The organism is Paenibacillus ginsengihumi DSM 21568, assembly GCF_000380965.1.
GTDB classification, from domain to species: Bacteria; Bacillota; Bacilli; order Paenibacillales; family NBRC-103111; genus Paenibacillus_G; species Paenibacillus_G ginsengihumi.
The window spans coordinates 58,901-76,176 of sequence record NZ_KB905550.1 but is presented as its reverse complement, the minus strand read 5'-3'; the positions used below and the strand labels follow the sequence as shown (position 1 = coordinate 76,176).

Below are 17,276 nucleotides of genomic sequence, written 5' to 3'. Positions count from 1 at the left end.
ACACATGGCAGGATGTCTTTATTGAAAAATATTCCAACAAACCTCAAGCCGTGTTCATTTCAACAGCTGCTTCTTCCTGAACCGTCCCTTCCTGCGCTCCTGCCGAAGCTTCCGAATTTCTAACGCCAGTGACAAACGCTATTTTGATGAAATGCTGCCTTTGAAAAATGTAACGCAGGCTGGTAGCGCTATTTTGTCAAAAACGCTGAATCTGGCAGCCCAAAATGCCAAATAAGGCTGCTCACTTGCGTTCAATTTCAAATCGATGATTTCGAGGGAAATAAGCTCTGTGGCTAGCGTTAGCTTAAGGCCTGCCCGGCAAAACTGCACCCTAGGCTGGCGAGCATGAAGAGAAGCTTCGATCGAAGCACATTCAACGGATGAGCGGGCGCGCTTGAGCGGCAGTTTTGCCTGGTACGGAAGGCCCCGCCTCAATTTAACACTTTAACGCTTTATTGTTACTTGATCCTTCCGGCAGCTTTTCTGAAAACGCTGAGAAAACCTTGCCTTCGGAATGGCCCTATATTGCGCAAATCTATCCTTTACTGCGACGGATATGCTCAGCCGGCGGCCCCCGAAACCCGCGCCAGCGTTCGGACTCCACATTAGCGTGCGAAATCCGTGGTATAGTGCGAGTTCCGCGTTAGCGCGGCCCTTCCCCGGGCAGACTCGGGCACATGGGGCGACAAATCCTGCAAAAAATGCAACATTTTCCGCCCCCTTCGCACAAAATGAAGGGAAATGCTGCATTTCGTGCAACAATTTAGAGGCGATTGGCTTCAAAACCGGAAACATCGCTCGAAATGTTGCACAAAATACAACATTGAGCCGCGAATGCGGGTTATTTCCCCGTTTTTGTTGTACAAAATACAACATTTGCTATCATGACCCCGGGCCCCCAGCCCACTTTCATCCTTCTGATGGTGCTGCGCCAGCGGCATGGGCGTCTATCTTGAAAATAGCGCTTGGTACGCCGCGGCCATTTTCATCATCTGATGGTGCCGTGCGGCGGCATGGGCGTCTATCTTGAAAATAGCCCCCCAGGGCGGGCAGCCCATTTTCACCATTTGATGGTGCTGCGCCAGCGGCATAGGCGTCTCTTCCCGAAAATTTGGCGGTAATCCGCCGGCCCAATTGTCACCACGCAGGCGGCGCCCGAACGAAGGCTGCGCTCGCTATCTGCGCCTAGCTGCGAAACAGCGATTGCGCGTCGACGCGGTACAGCCTCACTGCAGGAATAATGGAAGCAATCGCGCCGAGAGCCAGCGCGGACGCAGTGATATAAACCTCGTTCGCCGACAGCCGAAATCCTTCCAATTGGATGCCTGTCGCCGTGAACAGCGGCTCGCTGATCAGCCAGCCCGCGGCGTGCCCAACGAGCAAGCCGGCTGCCAGACCGGCGGCGGTCAGCACCATTCCCTCCCCGAGCAGCGTCAGCAAAATATACGATTTCGATTTGCCGATTAATCTGAGCAAGCCGATATCCTTTTTTCTTTCGTGAAAGGCGGCCGTTAAGGAAAGCAGCAGGGACGAGGCGGCCAGCAATACGCAGATCGTCATGACAAGCGTCAAGATTTGGCTGCCGGTATCTACCATATTCAATAGATCGGCAACCGCTTTGCTCGTATAAACCGCTTGTACCCGGTCCCATTGATCGTACTTCTGCTTGACGGACTGCGCTCCCAGCAATGATTTCGGCTTGACCAAAATGGCCGTCACTTCCCTGGCTCCCTGCTGATGGTCATGCACCGCCCAGGCGTAATCCATCGTCGTGAAAATAGCCCGGTCGTCGGCGGTATTCAGCTTGGGAAGCACGCCCACTACCGTATATTTGAAGCTTTCATGCGCATCCTCCTCGTGATCGCCGTGCTCTTCCTCCAATTCATGATGTCCGATTAATCCGTGCGCGCCGCTGAATTGGTCGCCGACGCGAACGCCCAGCGATTGGGCCGCCGCATAACCGAGCGTCACTTCTCCCAGCTGCCCGTACAGCCTGCCTTCTTTCAAGTGGCGGTCGCCATACCTGACAGGAAAATAAGCCGGGTCCATGCCGACGATAGGGAAGCCGTTGTAATGATCCCCTGCTGTCATGCCGAAAGCGGCGTCCACCTGATTCTCCTCGCTGACCGCTTGAAGCACTTCCAGCGGAATGTTGCCGGTCGGGGCGCCCGCACGGTAGAACGTATTGAGCACCAGCTGCGATTCGCTGCCTTCCGCACCGATCACAAGCTCGAACGGGCCGTATCCGTTGGCAGCGCCCCGTTCAAATCCGTCCTTGCAGAGCAGCAGCAGAACGAACAGGGAAACCGTGACGGCAACGGCAAAAATCGTAAGCAACGACAAGCTCTTGCGGTAAAGCATATTTCTCCACAGCAGCTTCCAGCCGTTCATTAGCGTTCGCCCCTTCCGGCTGCGACGGCCAATCCGTCCGCTGATTGCAGAAGTCGATTCATATCGCTGATGGGTACGGTTTTCGGAAACAGCCGGGCATGGTAAAGATCATGGGTAACGGCAAGCAGCGTCAGCCCCTCCTGCTCGCACAGGTCGAGCAAAAGCTTCATCACCAGCCCCCCTGTCTCCCAATCGAGGCTGCCCGTCGGTTCGTCAGCCAAAATCAACGGCGGCCGATTGATCAGCGCGCGAACGATCGCCACCCGCTGCTGCTGACCGCGCGACAGCTGGGAAGGCAAATGATCCATTTGCTCAGCCAGCCCTACCCGGGAAAACCATTCCTTCAGCTGCTGCATCCGGCTGCGCCTATCAGCAGGTCCGCCCAGCACCATCTCCACGTTCTGCCTCGCCGTCAAAGCCGGGATCAAGTGAAAGTCCTGAAAAATATAGCCGATATTGGCGGCCCGAAACGCATCCCGCTCCGCCTCATTCATCCCGCTCACTTTGCTGCCGCACACCTGAAGCTCTCCCCGGTCAACCGGCAGCACGCCGCCGATCAGGTGCAGCAATGTGCTTTTACCGCTTCCGCTCGGACCTAACAGGGCGATCCGCTCCCCTTCGGCCACCGACCAATAAGGTATTTGCAAAATAAGCTTCGTTTGTCCTTGAAGCCGGTACGATTTTTCCAGCTGTTCTATACGTATCACGGCTGCGCTCCCCCTTCTCTTCGGCCTGGCCGCCCCGAAACATATACAGGAGAGCAGCGCGCTCTCCTGTCCATGCTCAAACCATGTTCAACTATTTCACAATGCGTTCGGACAAGGAATCCCAGGTCATGTTCATGCCGGTCGCGTGATTGAATGCGGCAAGCGGCAAATACAGCTTTCCGTTGTCGATGTTTCCTCTCAGGCCTGTATCCGCTCCATTCATCATGACCGCGGCATTGTCCGCGCCGATCTGCAGCGTATTGCCGGCTGCGCGAATGGTAGCGGTTCGCGAGCTGTCGTTCCACTCCACAGCCGCCCCCAGCGCCTCGGCCAAATCTTTCGCCGGATACAGCACCTCTCCGTCGCGGGTCACTTTGAACTTGGGGTACAAATATTGGGCCTGCAGCTTCGCAGTCGCCGCTTCCAGATCGGCTCCGATGACCTTCGCCGATTGAACGGCAATTTGCGTATTGTCGATTTGCCCCTTCACCAGATCGGCGATCGGCCCGTATGCCCATACGCCGACGTCAACGGCGGAATGGCCGTGGCCGCTCCAGCCGACGAGCAATCTTTTGGACACGACGGCGTTATACGCGCCTTCCCGGGCATAAGAAGAGCCGTCGCCTTCCAGAATTCGGGCCGCCTCTTCGTCACTCAAATCGTTGATCCAGGTGTTTTCGGCAACGATCTGCTTCACCTCATCGGCGGTTTTCGCTTCTTTCAAGCGCTTGCTGATGAATTCGGAAGAATGCTTTTGCTTATCCCACAGATCCATGTTCAGCTCGTAGATATTGTCGCGGGACAAGGAGAGGCCGCCTGTCTCGTGGTCAGCCGTAATGACGACCGAGGTGTTGCCGTCTTTTTGGGCAAAATCAAGAGCGACCTGAACCGCTGCGTCAAAATCGAGCGTTTCCTGCACGGTAGTCGGAAAATCGTTGGCATGAGAAGCGTGGTCGATCCGTCCGCCTTCGATCATAACCGCAAAGCCGTTCTCGTTCTGGGACAAAATATCGAGCGCCTTTTGGGTCATTTGCGCCAGCGAAGGAATCTCCTCGGTCCGGTCGGGAACATAGGCAATATGGGATTTGCCGAACAAGCCAAGCACCTTCCCGCTGTCGGCCGGCAGCGCGCTTAACCCGGCGCTGTCTTTGACATACTTGTATCCTTTCGCTTCAAAATCGGCCAAGATGGTCCTGTCGGGACGCTTGCCGCCGTCGGCTTTGCTGATAAAATAGTCGCTGCCTCCGCCAAGCAGCACATCGACGCCGCTTTCCAAATATTGCGCGGCGATTGCATTTTCATTGTCCCGGCTGCGCACATGCGAAGCGTATACGGCCGGAGTCGCATGGGTAATCCGCGCCGTCGTCACCAGCCCGGTCGACTTGCCCTCTCTGATCGCCGCTTCGATCACGGAAGCATAAGGCCTCGCCACCTCCTGGTTGGATACGCTAATTGCGGCATTATAGGTTTTGTGTCCGGTTGCGAACGCCGTTCCGGCAGAGGCCGAATCGGTCACTACTCCGGAAACGACAGTATCCCCGTCTTCGCCGCGGTCGGCGTAGGTGGTCGCTTGTCCGACATAAATGCTGTCGAGCGCCAGGTGCTCGATCCCCTTGTTGTACATCAGGTAATTGCGGGCTGCGGTCACCTGTGCCGGTCCCATGCCGTCGCCGATCAATACGATGAGATTTTTGGATGAGGCCGAGCGGCCGGTCTCGACCGCCGATGCCGTTCCTACCGACACTGCGGTCAGTGCCAGTCCGACAGCGAGCGCCGACTTTAACATGCGCTTTTTCAATGAACAACCCTCCAGATCAAATATATGTTCATGCGTTTCTCGAACCCATCATAACGATGGTTTGTAAACGACAATTGAGGCCAACGTTAACAGATCGTAAAATGATTGATAAAGTTTTGTAAAAGCCATGGCCCGATCGATCCTTTTGAGGGGAATAAGCACCGTGGCAAGCGTTAGCGAAAGCGAAACAACGACAAAACAACAAAACGCGCCTCCCCCGGCGCGAAGCCGAAAGGAGGCGCGTTCTTAAGTCGGTATTCAAGCTGCCCAGCCACTTAGGAATTCGGGACAGCTGCTGCCGCCCGGAGGCGGCGCGGCGATCAGTGCTCCGCCCAGCTGTCCAGATAAGCTCGTTGCTGCTCTGTCAGGCTGTCGATGCCGATGCCGAGCGATTCAAGCTTGTAGCGGGCAACCTGCTCGTCAAGCTCGTAAGGCACGTTGACGACGCGGCTGCTGATTTCCTTGTAATGGTCGTTCACATATTTCAGAGACATCGCCTGCAGCGCGAACGTCATGTCCATGATCTCCGCCGGGTGGCCGTCGCCTGCCGCCAGGTTGACCAGACGTCCCTCAGCCAGCAAATAAATTTTGCGTCCGTCCTTCAGCGTGTACTCCTCGATGTTGCGGCGGACCGTCCGCTTGGAGACGGAGAGCGCCTCCAGCTCCGGCTTGTTCACTTCGACATCGAAATGGCCGGCGTTGGACAAAATCGCGCCGTCCTTCATCACCTCGTAGTGCTCGCCGCGAATGCAGTCGCGGTTGCCGGTCACGGTGACGAAATAGTCGCCGACCTTCGCCGCTTCCTTCATCGGCATGACGGCAAAGCCGTCCATGTACGCTTCGACCGCTTTGATCGCGTCGATCTCGGTCACGACGACATTCGCACCCAGCCCCTTGGCCCGCATCGCGACGCCTTTGCCGCACCATCCGTAACCGACGACAACGACCGTCTTGCCGGCGGCGACGAGATTCGTCGTGCGGTTAATGCCGTCCCACACGGATTGGCCGGTGCCGTAGCGGTTGTCGAACAAATATTTGCAGAACGCGTCGTTTACGGCGACCATCGGGAACTGCAGCTGGCCGTCCTTCTCCAGCGCCTTCAGGCGCAAAATGCCGGTCGTCGTCTCTTCGGCGCCGCCGCGCACATTTTTCAGCAAATCCTTGCGTTCCGAATGAAGCACCGTCACCAGGTCGCCGCCGTCGTCGATGATCAGGTCCGGCTCCGTCTCCAGCGTCTTGATGAGCAGGTCCTTATATTCCTGCGGTTCCGGGTTGTATTTGGCATAGACGGTAATGCCGTCCTCCACCAGCGCCGCGCAGACGTCGTCCTGCGTCGACAGCGGATTGCTGCCGCAGATGGCGACCTCCGCGCCGCCCGCCTGCACCACCTTGGCCAAATAAGCGGTCTTGGCCTCCAGATGCAGGGAAATCGCCACCTTCAGCCCCTTGAACGGCTGCTCCTGCTCGAAGCGCTCGCGAATCCGGTTCAGGACGGGCATATGCGCGCGCACCCAGTCGATTTTCAAATGGCCTTCCGGCGCCAGCGACATGTCGCGGACGATGCTGCGGTTCAATGCTTTACTCATGAACATGCTCCTTTATTATAGAAATTTGAGCGCTACATATAGCATATGTAGTGAAGCGAATCGCCGTCAGTAGGCGCATCGGCCAATTGCTGCAACCACGCCTCGCCGTACTTGTTCAAATAAGCCGTGACGTTGTAGAACCGCTCCTGCGGCTTCCCTTCCGGCGCGAGCGACATTCCGATGCGCTTGTACTGCCTGAGCGCCGCTTCGAACTGCGCCTTCGCCGCCTCCTCCGCCTTGTTCTCAAGGAAGCGGATCTGCTCCATAATTTTGTCGCGGTTCGTGGCTCCCAGCTTGCCGAGAGCGGGATTCACTCCGGACAGATCGGCCAAAATCGGCTCATACCAGCGGGCGAACTGCTCCCTTACTTCCGCGAAACGCTCGCTGAAGCGCAGCGTATCGCGGCTGCGCAGCCATTCGTCCCGGCGCTGCTCCAGCTTAAGCAGCGCGTCCTCGGCGGACAGGCCGTACTTTTGCATATTTTTCTGAATCGTGCCCTCGACGATCGTATAGCCTGTTCGCGGCAGCAGGATCGGCATCCGCAGGCCGAAGCAACGGAACGCCTCGCGGGTGAGCCCCCAGTAAGCGATCTCGGAAGGCCCCAGCACGGCCGCCAGCACCGGAAAAAGATAATCCTGCATCAAAGGCCGCGTCATCACATTGTTGCTCAGCCGCTCCGGCGCCGTCTCCGCCCAATCGAGCAGCTGCGCCGCCCCGTACGTCCGCTCGCCCTTGCGGTCGGCAAAAGCTTCGCGCCCGCTGCGGTACAGCAAAATCCGCTCGCCGCCATCGATCACGAACAAATTGGCCCCGTTCGCGGGAACGTCCGCCTGAGCCTCGTACCCGGCCGCCTCCAGCCGCTTCTTCCCTTCCAGCAGGGCGGCCGCCAGCTCCTCGTTGCGCTCGAGCAGCCGGCGGAACAGCGGGCTTTCGAGCCGGCGAATAGCCGGATCGCCTGAATCGATCAGCACAAGCCCCTCATGGCCGAACAGCCATGCCATCATAAAGGCGAAGCCGTCGACCAAGGTTTCTGACTGCGCGGCGAATTGCTTCAGCTTCTCCATTAGCCCCGGCTTGAATTCCGTAGGCTGCAGGCTGGCGTCCAGGCGCTCGAGAGCAGCAAGCCACTGCTCCGGTCTCAGCTTCAGCCGGCTGACCGGCTCGCGGCCTCCGGTCGGATGCTCCAGCCGGATTCGCTCCGCCTGCAGCTCCGGCGTCAGCGCGAAAATATGGTTCGCCTCGTCGAAATCGTGATCCTCGCCGGCAATCCAAAATACGGGCACGACGGGCCGCCCGAGCTTCTCCGCGGCTTCCTTCGCCGTGCGAATAATCGTCAGCGCCTTATATATGACAAGCAGCGGTCCGGTGAACAGCCCTGCCTGCTGGCCGCCGACAACGCACAGGGCGCCGGAGTCGGCGAGCAGCCTGATGTGGCGGGCCGTTTCGGGGCTAGATCCGTACCGCTCGTTGAATGCGAGCAGCGCTTCAGCCAATGCGCGGCGGTCAGCCCGGGGGCGTTCCTCGTTATCCAACCACGCCGCCCTGCGCTCCCAGGAGACAAGGTCGCGCGGATTCTCCTCATACAGTCCGGCCGTCCGTTCGAACCGTTGCCAATAATCATCGGCGAGCGGTTGGCCTGTCGGTACGTTCCACGCTTCTATACGCATGCGCGCACCGCCTTCCATTATGTAAGTGAATACCCTTTGATTGTACACATGTTCGCGACAATCGTCAAAGCCGCAATTTTGGCCTTCGGGCCTGTCGCCGCCCGCCGCCCGGCAGCAGAGAGAAGCAGCGCAAAGAAGCTTCCGCCCCCCGGATGATTCGGCGTCATTCGGCGGCAAGGAAGCTTCTGGCGAAGATGACAAACAGACTCATTCAGTACAAATGGCATGCGACGTAGTGCTCCGGCCCCGCCTCCTTCAGCTCCGGCATCGCCGCCGCGCATTCCGGCATCGCCTTCGGACAGCGGGTGCGGAACGGGCAGCCGCTCGGCGGATTGAGCGGGCTCGGTATTTCGCCTTCCAGAATAATACGCTCGCGGGTGCGCTCGAGCGCGGGGTCCGGGATCGGAATGGCTGACAGCAGCGACTGCGTATAAGGATGCAGCGGCTTCGCGTACAGCGCCTCGGACGCCGTCACCTCGACGAGCTTGCCTAAATACATGACCCCGATCCGGTCGGAAATGTGTCTCACCATCGCCAGATCGTGCGCGATGAACAAGTAGGTCAGCCCATGCTCGCGCTGCAGCTTCTTGAACAGGTTGACGACCTGGGCCTGCACCGATACGTCGAGCGCGGAGATCGGCTCGTCGGCAATGATGAACTGTGGCTCGATCGCCAGCGCGCGGGCGATGCCGATGCGCTGCCGCTGGCCGCCGGAAAATTCGTGCGGGAAGCGGCCGGCATGCTCCTCGTTCAGTCCGACCGCGCGGAGCAGCTCGTGGACCCGCTCCCGGCGCTGCTTGCCGGTGTACAGCCCGTGGATGTCGATCCCTTCCGCGATAATGTTGCCCACCGTCATGCGCGGATTCAGGGAGGCGTACGGGTCCTGAAAAACCATCTGCATTTTGCGGCGGAACGACTGCAGCTTGCTGCCCTTCAGCCGGTGCACATTCTCTCCGTCGAACAGCACTTCGCCCTCCGTCGCTTCATACAGCCGGATGATCGTCCGTCCGGCCGTCGACTTGCCGCAGCCGGATTCGCCGACAAGGCCGAACGTCTCCCCGCGGCGAACGGCAAAGCTCAAGCCGTCGACCGCCTTCAACGTGCTGCCGCGGCCGAGCCGAAAATGCTTCTTCAGGCCGCTTACCTGCAATATCGGCTGTTCGCTCATCGGGCCGCACCTCCCGTCAGCACGGGCCGCTCGACCTTCGGGGCGTCCGGGTGGAGCAGCCAACAGGCGGCCGAATGCGTGCGCGTCAACCGCGTCGGCTCCGGATCAGCGGCGAAGCAGGCTTCCATCGCATAGGCGCATCGGTCCGCGAACGCGCAGCCCGCGGGCGGGGCGAACAAGTCCGGCGGCGTGCCCGGAATCGGCACGAGCTCCTCCTCGCGGCTCGAGTCGAGCCGCGGCACCGAGCGCAGCAGCCCCCAGGTGTACGGATGCCGGGGATCGTAGTACAGCTCGTCGACCGTTCCCTGCTCCACCACTTTCCCCGCATACATCACGATGACGCGCTGGGCCATATCGGCGACGACGCCCAGATCGTGGGTAATGATGATGATCGAGCTGTCCATCTGCTCCGACAGCTTCTTCATCAGTTCGATAATCTGCGCCTGAATCGTCACGTCCAGCGCCGTCGTCGGCTCGTCGGCGATCAGCAGCTTCGGATTGCAGGCCAGCGCGATGGCGATCATGGCGCGCTGCCGCATGCCGCCGGACAGCTCGTGAGGGTACTGATTCATGCGTCCCTCCGGGTTGGAGATGCCGACCAGCTTCAGCATCTCCACGGCCCGGCTGCTTGCCGCCCGCCGCCCCATGCCTTGATGCTTGATCAGCCCTTCCGTAATTTGCCGGCCTACGGACATCGTCGGATTCAGCGACGTCATCGGGTCCTGGAAGATCATGCCCATCTCCGAGCCGCGCACCTTTTCCATTTCTTTATCGGTCAGTCGGGTGATTTCCTTGTTATTGAAACGGATCGAGCCGCCTTTGATCACGCTCGGCGGGGTCGGAATGAGGCGCATGATCGTCTGCGCGGTCACCGACTTGCCGCAGCCCGACTCGCCGACGATCGCGAGCACTTCCCCTTTGTTCAGCTGAAAGGAGACGCCCCGCACGGCCTGCACCTCGCCGGCATACGTCCGGAAAGATACCTTGAGGTCTGAGACCTCCAAAATCGGTTCATTCATTCGAGGCTACCTCCTTGCACCGGTGGATTGGAAAATCATTTGCGCATTTTCGGGTCCAGCGCGTCCCGCAGCCCGTCGCCGAGCAGGTTAAAGCTGAGCAGGATCAGGCTGAAGACCACGGTCGGAAAAATGACGCGGTGCGGATAATTCCGGATTACGTTGACGCCGTCGGACAGCAAGGAGCCGAGCGAGGCGAGCGGCACCTTGATGCCAAGCCCGATAAAGCTGAGGAATGCCTCGACGAATATGGCTGTCGGCACGATAAACGTAATTTGCACAATGATCAGCCCGAGCGCGTTCGGCACCAGGTGCCGGAAGATGATGCGGGAACCGCCGGCGCCGAGCGCCTTTGCCGCAAGCACGTATTCCTGCTCCTTAAGCGACAGGATTTGCCCGCGCACGAGCCGGGCCATCGGCACCCAGCCGGTAATGGCATAGGCGATGATGATCGTCTTGACGCCGGGACCGATGACGACAATGAGCAGGATGGAGATGAGCAGGAACGGAATGGAGTAAATAATCTCAACGATACGCTGCATGATATCGTCGACCCGCCCGCCGTAATAAGCGGAGACTCCCCCGTAAATGACGCCGATCACCAGATCGAGCAGCGCGGCCGCCAGCCCGATAAACAGCGAAATGCGGGTGCCCCACCAGACCCGCGTCCACAGATCGCGGCCGAAATCGTCGGTGCCGAACCAATGGGACGCGCTCGGCGTCTGGTTGCGAATGTCGTAGTTTTGCGTCGCGTAATCGTACCCGGATATCCAGGGGCCGACAATGGCCAGTACCGATAACAGCCCGAGCGTAACGAGGCCGAACATGGCCAGCTTGTTCTGCTTCAGCCGCCTCCAGGCATCCTTCCAATAGGACAGGGAGGGGCGGACGATCGATTCCCCGGCAGGCGCTTTATTCCGCACCGGCCGCAGCGTCTCTTTCGCGATTTCCATTATCTGCTTCCTCCTTTGGCCAAGCGGATGCGCGGATCGACGAAGCCGTAAATGATATCGGTAATGAACAGCACCGTCACAAGAATGAACGAATAAAAGATCGTCAGCCCCATAATCATCGTGTAGTCGTTCGAATAGATGGACTGAACGAAATGCTTGCCGAGACCCGGAACGACAAAAATTTGTTCGATGACGAGCGTCCCGGTGATGAGGTTGACGAAGATCGGGCCAAGCACCGTCACGACGGGGAGAATGGCATTGCGGATCGTATGCCGGCGCACGATGGCGCTTTGCGACAGCCCCTTGGCCTTGGCTGTCTTGACGTAATCCTGATTCAGCACGTCCAGCATCGAGGTCCTCATCAAGCGGGCCAGAATGGCGATCGTGCCGAACGACAGGGCGATCGAGGGCAAAATCCGATGCTCCCAGCTTGTCCACATGCCGACGGGCAGCCAGCCCAGCTTGTTGCCGATAAAGTAGGACAGCAGCGGTCCGAGCACGAACGACGGAATGGAGACCCCCAGCACGGCGGTGAACATCGCGGCGATATCGGCCCCTTTGTTATGGTTCAGCGCAGCGACGATGCCAAGCAGGAGACCGAACACAACGGCGATCAGCAGCGCCCACAGCCCGAGCTCGAGCGAGGCGGGGAACGCCTGCTTGATGATATCCGTTACTTTGCGGGTCGGGAATTGGAACGAAACCCCGAGATCCCCCTTCGCCACATTGCCCACATACTGCAAATACTGCTCCCATATCGGCTTGTCGAGCCCGTACTGCTTGGCCAGCGCGGCCCGCTGCTCGATGGTCAGCTTCTGCGAATCTTCGCCGAAAGGGTCCCCCGGCAAAAATTTCATGAGCACGAACGTAAACGTGACGATGAGCCATAAAGTGATCAACATATAAACAAGACGGCGCACAATATATCGAAGCATGGCACACCTCCTCCGAAGCGATTGAAAGCAAGCGCCGTTAGCGGCGCTTCCCGGCGGCCTCGCGGCCGGCTAAACGGCTTCGCCAGGCTGGGGCCGGGCGGTCGGCGCAGGCAGCTGGCGGTAGCGGCTTCACCCGCCCTCAAGCTAAAGCGGGGCCGTTCCAACGGCGACGGAACGGCCCCAGCCGACTAGCTTATCGCATCATGACTTGATATAAGCCCACTTGAGCTCCCATTCCTTGGACATCGGCGGCAAAATGACGCCTTCCACATTCGTCTTCTTCGCGTACGGCCTCGTGCGGAAGTAGAGGGGCGCAAGAGGCATCTCCTTCATCAGCAGCTGCTCGGCTTCGACCAGCAGCTGCGCGCGCTTCGCCAGATCGGTCTCCTTGTCCGCCGCCTTCACCAGATCGTCGTAAGCCTTGCTGTTATATTCGATATAGTTGAACGATTTGTTATCGGACACCCACATGTCGAGGAACGTCATCGGGTCGTCGTAATCCGCTCCCCACAGCGAGATCAGCGCGTCGAAGTTATGCTCCTGCATGTTTTTGACCCGCAGCGCGAACGGCAGCGGCTCGCCTTCGACATCAACGCCGAGATTTTGCTTCCATTGGGCTTGAATGAACTCCAGCGACTTCTTGGACGTTTCCGTATCGTCGGACGTCAGCTTGAACTTCGGCAGGCTGCTCATGCCCAGTTCCTGCAAGCCTTCAGCCAGCAGCTGCTTCGCTTTCTCCACGTCGTACGGGGGCTGCGTGTCGCCGGCGGTCTTGCGGAACTCCTGGCCGTTGCCGTCGCTGACCGTACCCGGAACGAGCCCGGTCGACGGGATGGAGGACCCGCCCAGGACGACTTCGTTGTACGTTTTGCGGTCGATCGCCATGCCGAGCGCTTTGCGAATCTTCTCATTCTTGAACGCCGGAAACTTGTTGTTATGGAACAAGACATACGCCGATACGAATTCCTTCTTGAAGACCAGCTCCGGCTTGCCGCTGAACATCTGGACTTGCTCTCCGCGCAGCTCGGTCAGGTCGACCTCGTTCGTCTCGAACATGTTCAAGGCGGTGTTAGGATCCTTCACCACGTTAACTGTCACTTTCTCCAGCTTTACGTTGGCGGCGTCCCAATACTTGTCGTTTTTCACCATGACAAGCTGCTGCTCATGGGCCCAGCTCTCCAGCTTGAACGGTCCTGCGCCGATCACTTTGTCCGCATCCGCGCCGTTCTTCTCGCCCTGCGCCTCGACAAACTCTTTCTTCTGCGGGAAGAAAAGCGGCAAGGACAATTGGCTTGTAAAAAACGCGACCGGGCGTTCCAACGTAATTTCCAGCGTCGTATCGCTGAGCGCCTTGACGCCAAGCTCGGCTTTCTTCGCCTCCACTTGATCCGGCGCCGCCGTATTCAGCGCAGTGCCCCCCTTGATCCAGGAAAGCATCGTCGCATACTTTGCCTTGGTGGCCGGATCCAGCGTGCGCTGATATGCATAGACGAAATCGCGAGCCGTCAGCGGCGAACCGTCCGCCCAGGTCAACCCCTCGCGAAGCTCAATCGTATATACAAGTCCGTCGTCGGAAATCTTCGGCAGCTCCTTGGCCAGCGCCGGCGTCGGCTTGCCGTCTGCATCCAATCGGTACAAGCCTTCATGAATGGCATTCAAAATCGTAAAGGTCGGGTTCGTCGTCGCAATGGAGCTGTCCAGAGCCGGCGGTTCGGCAGCCATATTGATTCTCAGCTCCTGCGCCGGCGCATTGCCGCCGTCTCCGTCCCCCTGTTCTCCGGGCCCGTTGCCGCCGCCCGAGCAGGCGGTCGTTCCCAGCATGGCCCCTATGGTGGCCAATGCAAGCAGCTTTTTCCATTTCATAGGCATCCCCCTAAAAAGTTGATTATGTAACTATATGGCAATTCTAGCAATGTAACAAAACATGCCATACAGATCACACGAAATAAATTTTAAATTCGATAATACATGAATATTTTGGAATTGTATGTAACAAAAATCACTCTGAAATCGCTATCAATAAGCAATTATACAACCATTGGTCAATAAAATCCAATAATATTTTGTGACACGCTTCGCCGTATTTCGCCTTTATCCGAGCCCAGGACAAAGCGTTCTCCGGCATTCGACAAACATGCGGCAGCAAGAGAATGCCTCTGTCTTAAAAAAGAAAAAAGAGCCTGAATTCAGACTCTCTTTAAATAGGCCAGCATCGTTATTCGAAGCGCTCAGCTCGCCATCATATATTTGCCTATGCCGATGCACAGCAGCAAAGCATAGCAGGCGGACAGCACGAGAAATCCGAGCCGGCCGACCGTCTTGACGATTTTGCCCAGATCGATTCGTCCCTTTAGACGGTTTTGCAAATTGCCCAGCAGTCCCGCAGCGATAAGAAACAGCAGCATCAGGCCCCAAAAAAACATTGTCGTTCCAAAAATAGTCCGGCTCATAACCGATACCGAGCCGATCAAGAACAGCGTCGTTACATCCATGCTGACGTGGGTCGCTTTTCTCTTGTCTCGCCAAACGCCGTGTGCAATGAACCAGGTGAGCAAAAAGGCGACGGGCGGGAATACGGAAAGCAGCGTATACAATTGCCCGAGCCATTCCAGCACCGCATTCATAGGCCATTCCCCCGTAATACGCTAAAGTTACGTGCTCCTTACGCGTCCGGCCGCCGTTCCATCGCCTTGACCAGACGATATACCGCCTGGTTCGCCGGAAGCTCGATCCCGTGCCGGGACGCCAGCGCCAGCAGCCCCCCGTTAATCGCTTCGATCTCGGTAGGCCGTCCGGCCATAAGATCCTGCAGCATGGACGAGCGATTGCCGGCCGTTCTGCGGCATACATCCAGCACCTGTTCCCATGCGTCGTCCGGAAGGCGGATGCCTTCGAGCCGGGCAACCTCCGCTCCCTCAGCGAACAGCTCGCGCATGAGCGGCAGCCATTCCGGCCGCTTCAGCAGTTCGCCGTTCTTCACTCCGAAAATGGCGGTCAGCGGATTGACCACAGCATTGATCAGCAATTTTTGCCAAACGCGATTGTTGATGTTGTTCGACACAAAAACATCGAATCCTGCAAGGTTCAGCATTTCTTGCAGTTTTTTTTGCCGCCTGGCCGCTTCCGCCCCGCCTTCGCCCGCTGTTCCGATCCAGGTAGTTCCTCGCCCGGTATGGGCCACGGCGCAGTCCGACAGGCGAAGCGCCCCTTCGGTCGTTACGGCCATTAGCAGCCGCTCGCGCGGGATGAACGCTTCCAGCGCGTCTATATGCCCGATGCCGTTCTGCAGGCAGACGACGAGCCCGCCAGCGCCTGCCAGGCAGCCGATTTGCCGCGCCAGCTCCGCCCCGATGGCCGTCTGCTTCACGGCGAGCACAATATAGCCGGCTTGCCGCGGCGCGCTGTCCCCGTCCATCTCCGCGGCGCGCGCAGCTTCCGACAGCAGGCGCACGGGCAGCCTCGCGTGCTGCTCGCCGGCAGCCGCACCGGCCGCTTCCTTTAGCTGCACGCCTGCCGACCGAATCCGCTCCGCCTGCTCGCGTCTCCTGACAAGCAGCTCCACGTCCAGCCCGGCCAACCGGCACCTTGCGGCAAGCAGCAGGCCGATCGCTCCCGCGCCGACGATCACGATTCGCGCCACTCTGTAATCCTCCTTCTCCGATCCGGCTTCGCCCTAATGTCTGGCAAGCTTCGCTGATTGAAACCATCATACACCAGAGAGGGGACGGAAAACAGCCCCCGATTGGCGATCGGGAGCTGCCTGCGCATGAATATGCTGTTTAAATGAGGGAACGATCCCAAGCTCGCGCGTTCCGCTATTCGATTCGCTCGAGATTGCCGTTCTCGTCCATCTTGAACTTCGCGCCGACCTCTTCTTCCTCCTCGTTCAGGAAAGCCAGCTTGCGCGCGCGGTTCATAATCTGGATCAACGCTTTATAATCGTCGTTGACGACCTGGTAGTCCGAGGATACCTCGCTTACCTGCCGGCTCAGCTCTTCATTTTCCATGCGCAATCGATCCAGCTCTTCTTGCTTTTCGTTCAACTCTTTCTCCAGCTGTCGAACATGTCTGGATAAGTCCTGATAGTTTCCTTTCCATTGACGCAAGAAACGAATGACTGTATCGATCGACATTTCGTCCATCAGCTGCTGGTCGCCGCGCGGCATCGCCTCTGCCGTATCGACGGAGGCTGTCATGGCATAGCCGGCCTGCTTCTTTTGCTGATTGCGCTTTTGCCGCTGGCTCTTGGCGATCTGGATCGCCGCATCGTACTTTTTGCGAACATAGCTGTTCCAGCGGAAGCCGCATGCGGCCGCGGTCCGGCCGATCCTCTCCCCCACTTCCTCAAAAGCGGAAAGCTGCGTGCTGCCTTCCCGGATGTGTCTGAGCGTTACTTCCGCCAAAATCAAATCATCTTCTTCGCTCCATGCGTCTTGTCTGATTGCTGTCATTCAAGCAGTCCTCCTAACCCCTCAAGTGTCTCCACATCGATAATCGGTGGATCCAGATAATATTGCGTTACTTCATCTCTATGCCCATGGTAGAGTTCATAGAATCTTTTTATAGTATTTTGTATTGCCATTTTTTCGCATGCTCATACATGATCGGCTCCCAAGCGGGACATGATATGGATGAACGGCGGCAAAAGCGCGGCAAAAGCGCCGAGCCGAGCGAAAATGACTTAAAATCGTCACGGATTGACGTTTACACTTTCAATGTCGAAAGGTATAATGTTGGATAGTAAAGCTACCGTTGTCAAGAGAGGGGGATGCAGGATGGATCGCATGTTCCGAGTTCTCGGGTTTTGGACGCTGGTAATCGGCTTGATGGCGTTGGCCGGAGACTTAATTCCGATGGCTCTGATCTTCTTCGCCCAAACGGCGATTTTCGTGCTGTTAGGATACATGAAGTTGTCCGAACGTACCTACATATTGCTTTTCTGGGGGTACATGATCATCTCTTTTACCGGATTTACCTACTGGTCAGTCTTCAAGATGTCGGTATAACAAGAATGGTCGCCCGAACCCCGGCGACGATCGAGAAAGCGGGCCGCCT

14 protein-coding genes are annotated in these 17,276 nt (G+C 58.0%); 1 reads left to right on the top strand and 13 read right to left on the bottom strand.

Features of this window, described 5'->3' with window-relative positions:
* Positions 1–1,185: 1,185 nt before the first annotated feature.
* The 13 genes from F591_RS0102760 to F591_RS0102695 form a co-directional block, all read right to left on the bottom strand.
* Complete coding sequence (locus tag F591_RS0102760; protein WP_019533057.1) at positions 1,186–2,391, bottom strand: ABC transporter permease; 1,206 nt, start codon at positions 2,389–2,391, stop codon at positions 1,186–1,188.
* Entirely contained in the window at positions 2,391–3,098 is a 708-nt protein-coding gene (locus F591_RS27240) for an ABC transporter ATP-binding protein (protein ID WP_019533056.1), read from the bottom strand. Before F591_RS27240 ends, F591_RS0102760 begins: the two co-directional genes overlap by 1 nt.
* A gap of 91 nt (positions 3,099–3,189) precedes the next feature.
* The gene (locus F591_RS0102750; protein WP_019533055.1) at positions 3,190–4,896 is read right to left on the bottom strand and encodes an alkaline phosphatase; all 1,707 of its coding nucleotides are present in this window, start codon (positions 4,894–4,896) and stop codon (positions 3,190–3,192) included.
* 320 nt (positions 4,897–5,216) lie between these two features.
* On the bottom strand, positions 5,217–6,482 hold the full coding sequence (locus F591_RS0102745) for an adenosylhomocysteinase (protein ID WP_019533054.1): 1,266 nt from the start codon (positions 6,480–6,482) through the stop codon (positions 5,217–5,219).
* 32 nt (positions 6,483–6,514) lie between these two features.
* On the bottom strand, positions 6,515–8,149 hold the full coding sequence (bshC, locus tag F591_RS0102740) for a bacillithiol biosynthesis cysteine-adding enzyme BshC (protein WP_019533053.1): 1,635 nt from the start codon (positions 8,147–8,149) through the stop codon (positions 6,515–6,517).
* A gap of 211 nt (positions 8,150–8,360) precedes the next feature.
* The gene (locus F591_RS0102730; RefSeq protein WP_019533052.1) at positions 8,361–9,317 is read right to left on the bottom strand and encodes an ABC transporter ATP-binding protein; all 957 of its coding nucleotides are present in this window, start codon (positions 9,315–9,317) and stop codon (positions 8,361–8,363) included.
* Positions 9,314–10,336, bottom strand: a complete 1,023-nt coding sequence (locus F591_RS0102725) for an ABC transporter ATP-binding protein (protein WP_019533051.1) — start codon at positions 10,334–10,336, stop codon at positions 9,314–9,316. Before F591_RS0102725 ends, F591_RS0102730 begins: the two co-directional genes overlap by 4 nt.
* Before the next feature lie 35 nt (positions 10,337–10,371).
* A complete protein-coding gene (locus F591_RS0102720) occupies positions 10,372–11,286 on the bottom strand; it encodes an ABC transporter permease (protein ID WP_019533050.1) in 915 nt (304 codons plus the stop codon).
* Positions 11,286–12,221 (bottom strand): ABC transporter permease, encoded by a 936-nt coding sequence (locus F591_RS0102715; RefSeq protein WP_019533049.1) that lies wholly within the window; start codon positions 12,219–12,221, stop codon positions 11,286–11,288. The genes F591_RS0102720 and F591_RS0102715 overlap by 1 nt, the downstream gene beginning before the upstream one ends.
* 201 nt (positions 12,222–12,422) lie before the next feature.
* Positions 12,423–14,084, bottom strand: a complete 1,662-nt coding sequence (locus F591_RS0102710) for a peptide ABC transporter substrate-binding protein (protein ID WP_019533048.1) — start codon at positions 14,082–14,084, stop codon at positions 12,423–12,425.
* 365 nt (positions 14,085–14,449) lie between these two features.
* Positions 14,450–14,845 carry a DUF3397 domain-containing protein gene (locus F591_RS0102705; protein ID WP_019533047.1) on the bottom strand — a complete coding sequence of 132 codons (396 nt, stop codon included), beginning with the start codon at positions 14,843–14,845 and terminating at the stop codon, positions 14,450–14,452.
* 38 nt (positions 14,846–14,883) lie between these two features.
* Positions 14,884–15,861, bottom strand: coding sequence for a ketopantoate reductase family protein (locus tag F591_RS0102700; protein ID WP_019533046.1), 978 nt, complete (start codon positions 15,859–15,861; stop codon positions 14,884–14,886).
* 175 nt (positions 15,862–16,036) lie between these two features.
* Positions 16,037–16,672 carry an RsfA family transcriptional regulator gene (locus F591_RS0102695; RefSeq protein ID WP_019533045.1) on the bottom strand — a complete coding sequence of 212 codons (636 nt, stop codon included), beginning with the start codon at positions 16,670–16,672 and terminating at the stop codon, positions 16,037–16,039.
* A 324-nt stretch (positions 16,673–16,996) separates the two neighbouring features.
* Here F591_RS0102695 and F591_RS0102690 point away from each other — a divergent pair, with 324 nt between their 5' ends.
* Positions 16,997–17,227 carry a DUF2626 domain-containing protein gene (locus F591_RS0102690; RefSeq protein ID WP_019533044.1) on the top strand — a complete coding sequence of 77 codons (231 nt, stop codon included), beginning with the start codon at positions 16,997–16,999 and terminating at the stop codon, positions 17,225–17,227.
* Positions 17,228–17,276: the final 49 nt, after the last annotated feature.

What these genes read in the sequence shown, in the direction of transcription:
- F591_RS0102760 (WP_019533057.1), bottom strand. Translation starts at nt 2,391, where the DNA reads ATGAACGGCTGGAAGCTGCTGTGGAGAAATATGCTTTACCGCAAGAGC.
- F591_RS0102745 (WP_019533054.1), bottom strand. Translation starts at nt 6,482, where the DNA reads ATGAGTAAAGCATTGAACCGCAGCATCGTCCGCGACATGTCGCTGGCG.
- bshC (WP_019533053.1), bottom strand. Translation starts at nt 8,149, where the DNA reads ATGCGTATAGAAGCGTGGAACGTACCGACAGGCCAACCGCTCGCCGAT.
- F591_RS0102730 (WP_019533052.1), bottom strand. Translation starts at nt 9,317, where the DNA reads ATGAGCGAACAGCCGATATTGCAGGTAAGCGGCCTGAAGAAGCATTTT.
- F591_RS0102725 (WP_019533051.1), bottom strand. Translation starts at nt 10,336, where the DNA reads ATGAATGAACCGATTTTGGAGGTCTCAGACCTCAAGGTATCTTTCCGG.
- F591_RS0102720 (WP_019533050.1), bottom strand. Translation starts at nt 11,286, where the DNA reads ATGGAAATCGCGAAAGAGACGCTGCGGCCGGTGCGGAATAAAGCGCCT.
- F591_RS0102715 (WP_019533049.1), bottom strand. Translation starts at nt 12,221, where the DNA reads ATGCTTCGATATATTGTGCGCCGTCTTGTTTATATGTTGATCACTTTA.
- F591_RS0102710 (WP_019533048.1), bottom strand. Translation starts at nt 14,084, where the DNA reads ATGAAATGGAAAAAGCTGCTTGCATTGGCCACCATAGGGGCCATGCTG.
- F591_RS0102705 (WP_019533047.1), bottom strand. Translation starts at nt 14,845, where the DNA reads ATGAATGCGGTGCTGGAATGGCTCGGGCAATTGTATACGCTGCTTTCC.
- F591_RS0102695 (WP_019533045.1), bottom strand. Translation starts at nt 16,672, where the DNA reads ATGACAGCAATCAGACAAGACGCATGGAGCGAAGAAGATGATTTGATT.
- F591_RS0102690 (WP_019533044.1), top strand. Translation starts at nt 16,997, where the DNA reads ATGGATCGCATGTTCCGAGTTCTCGGGTTTTGGACGCTGGTAATCGGC.